Here is a 3,537-nt window from a genome sequence, read left to right on the forward strand (position 1 = left end):
CCCCCTTCGACCCGCGCATCCATCTGTTGAGGAGACACCGTGGTCAGATCGAGACGGCGGATGCGCGGGTCGAAGGGGGCGTCCGAACCCTTGGCGGCGTCGGTCGACAGCGCGCCGGCGACCAACGCCGACTGGTAAAGCGTCTCGGCCTCGAACAGGCCGGCGCGCTGTCGACCGACGCCGCCAAGGGTTCGGACGCCCCCTTCGACCCGCGCATCCATCTGTTGAGGAGACACCGTGGTCAGATCGAGACGGCGGATGCGCTGCGCAACCTGATGGCTGGCAGCGCTATCCGCGAATCGCACCGCGTCGGCGACGAGCGCGTGCAGGATCCATATTGCCTGCGCTGCCAGCCACAGGTGATGGGCGCCGCGCTCGACGTGCTCCGTAAAGCAGCTGACACGTTGGAAACCGAAGCCAACGGCGTCACCGACAATCCGCTGATCTTCGCCGAGGACGACACCGCGCTTTCCGGCGGCAATTTCCACGCCGAGCCGGTGGCCTTCGCCGCCGACATGATCGCGCTTGCCGTTTGCGAGATCGGCTCGCTGTCGGAGCGTCGCATCGCCATGCTGGTCGATCCTGCGCTCTCCGGCATGCCGGCCTTCCTCACGCCGAAGCCCGGTCTGAATTCCGGCTTCATGATCCCGCAGGTGACGGCGGCGGCGCTGGTTTCGGAAAACAAGCAGAAGGCCTATCCGGCGAGCGTCGATTCCATCCCGACCTCGGCCAACCAGGAAGACCATGTCTCCATGGCCGCTCACGGCGCGCGCCGGCTGCTCGGCATGATCGAGAACGCGACTGCCGTCATCGGCATCGAGCTGCTGGCTGCGGCGCAAGGCTGCGACTTCCATCAGCCGCTTGCGTCCAGCGAGGCGCTGGAGGCGGTGCGCAGGCTGGTCCGGGCCGAGGTACCGCACCTCGACAACGACCGTCACTTCCACCCCGACATGGAAAAGGCGATTGCCCTGGTGCGCAGCGGCGCCGCGGTGAAGGCGGCGGGTGCCGTGAAGCTGCCGGGGATTGCATCGTGAGATTGAACGCTCTGATAGGTCGCGATCCTTCGCGCCCCCCTCTGGCCTACCGGCCATCTCCCCCACAAGGGGGGAGATCACCCGTCGCGTCGGCTTTCGCCAATCACCGACGCCGGAGGATGGAGCGAGGCGCCGAAACAGCCAATCTCCCCCCTCGTGGGGGAGATGCCCGGCAGGGCAGAGGGGGGCGCCGTAGAGCTCCAACTTGCGGAGGTCTCGCATGACCCCTTCATGGTTGACGGTAACCCAGGGCACGGCCCCGCTGCTGGTCTCGATCCCGCACACCGGCATCGACCTTGCGGGTCTCGACAGCCGGCTGGTCTCGACCTGGCTCGGCCGTCGCGACTGCGACTGGTGGATCGACAAGCTCTATGATTTTGCCGCCGACCTCGGCGCGACCGTCGTGCACACCGCCATCTCTCGCACCGTCATCGACGTGAACCGCGATCCGTCCGGCGTCTCGCTCTACCCCGGCCAGGCCACGACGACGCTTTGCCCGACGGACACTTTCGACGGCGATCCGCTCTACAATATGGGTGACGAACCGACGCCATCAGAGATCGATGAGCGCCGCGAGACCTATTTCGCGCCCTACCACGACGCCTTGCAGGCCGAGATCGACCGGCTGCGCGGCATGCACGAAAACATCGTCCTCTATGACTGCCATTCGATCCGCTCGGTGTTGCCGCGGCTGTTCGAAGGCACGCTGCCGGTCTTCAATCTCGGCACCAATGACGGCAAGAGCACCGATCCGTCGCTGCAGGAAAGGGTGACGGAGATCCTGGCCGCGACTGGCGAGAGCTGGGTGGTCAACGGCCGCTTCAAGGGCGGCTGGATCACGCGCCATTTCGGCCGGCCCGGGAACGGCGTCCATGCGCTGCAGATGGAACTCTCCAACCGTGGCTACATGCGCGAGCCGAATGAGAAGGGCTCGCCGGAAAACTGGCCCGAGCCCTACGACCCCAGCTACGCGGCGCCGATCCGCGCCACGCTGAAAACGATCCTTGAAACCGCCATTGACTGGGCCGGGCGCTGACCAGCGCCGCCCGCCTCGCTTGAAAGGGACAATGATGACCGATCCTCGTCACAACATACGCGAAGTGCGCGCCCCGCGCGGCGACAAGCTCAACGCCCGCTACTGGACGACCGAAGCGCCGCTGCGCATGCTGATGAACAATCTCGACCCGGAGGTCGCCGAGAACCCGAATGAGCTCGTTGTTTATGGTGGCATCGGCAGGGCGGCGCGCACCTGGAACGATTTCGACCGCATCGTCGCCTCGCTGAAGACGCTTGGCGAGGACGAGACGCTGCTGGTGCAGTCCGGCAAGCCGGTCGGCGTCTTCAAGACCCATTCCAACGCCCCGCGCGTGCTCATCGCCAACTCCAACATCGTGCCGCACTGGGCGACCTGGGAGAAGTTCAACGAGCTCGATAGGAAGGGCCTGATGATGTACGGCCAGATGACGGCCGGCTCCTGGATCTATATCGGCACGCAAGGCATCGTCCAGGGCACCTACGAGACTTTCGTCGAGGCCGGCCGCCAGCACTACAAAGGCGACCTCAAGGGCAAGTGGATTCTGACCGGCGGCCTCGGCGGCATGGGCGGCGCCCAGCCTTTGGCCGCGGTCATGGCCGGCGCCTCCTGCCTCGCCATCGAATGCAATCCGGACTCGATCGATTTCCGCCTGCGCACGCGCTATCTCGACGAGAAGGCCGAGACGCTCGACGAAGCGATGGAAATGATCGATCGCTGGACCAAGGCCGGCGAAGCAAAGTCGGTCGGCCTGCTCGGCAACGCCGCCGAGATCGTGCCGGAGATGTTCAAGCGCGGCATCCGTCCCGATATCCTCACCGACCAGACCTCGGCGCACGACCCGATCAACGGCTATCTGCCGAAGGGCTGGACGATGGCCGAATGGCGCGAGAAGCGCACGTCCGATCCGAAAGCCGTCGAGAAAGCCGCCCGCGCGTCGATGCGCGAGCATGTCGAGGCGATGGTAGCGTTCTGGAACGCCGGCGTGCCGACGCTCGACTACGGCAACAATATCCGCCAGGTCGCCAAGGACGAAGGTTTTGAGAACGCCTTCGCTTTCCCGGGCTTCGTGCCGGCCTATATCCGGCCGCTGTTTTGCCGCGGCATCGGTCCGTTCCGCTGGGCCGCGCTCTCGGGCGATCCGGAGGATATCTACAAGACCGACGCCAAGGTGCGCGAGCTCACCCCCGGCAACACGCATCTGCACAACTGGCTCGACATGGCGCGCAAGCGCATCTCCTTCCAAGGCCTGCCGGCGCGCATCTGCTGGGTCGGCCTCGGCGACCGCCACCGGCTCGGCCTCGCCTTCAACGAGATGGTCGCCAGGGGCGAGCTCAAGGCGCCCGTCGTCATCGGCCGCGACCATCTTGATTCCGGCTCGGTCGCCTCGCCGAACCGCGAGACCGAAGCGATGAAGGACGGCTCCGACGCCATCTCCGACTGGCCGCTGCTCAACGCGCTGCTCAACAC

Annotated in this window: 3 protein-coding genes; all 3 read left to right on the forward strand. The window is 65.9% G+C overall.

Annotation, left to right across the window (positions count from 1 at the left end; genetic code table 11):
• On the forward strand, positions 1–1,034 hold a 1,034-nt coding region (locus EOD07_RS27000; protein ID WP_245470508.1), incomplete at its 5' end, for an aromatic amino acid lyase.
• Between the two features lie 220 nt (positions 1,035–1,254).
• On the forward strand, positions 1,255–2,070 hold the full coding sequence (hutG, locus tag EOD07_RS27010; protein ID WP_127237573.1) for an N-formylglutamate deformylase: 816 nt from the start codon (positions 1,255–1,257) through the stop codon (positions 2,068–2,070).
• Between the two features lie 31 nt (positions 2,071–2,101).
• Positions 2,102–3,537 (forward strand): urocanate hydratase (gene hutU / locus EOD07_RS27015; protein WP_206519564.1); only part of this gene is annotated, 1,436 nt, incomplete at its 3' end.

It is taken from the genome of Mesorhizobium sp. M2C.T.Ca.TU.002.02.1.1, from assembly GCF_003997225.1.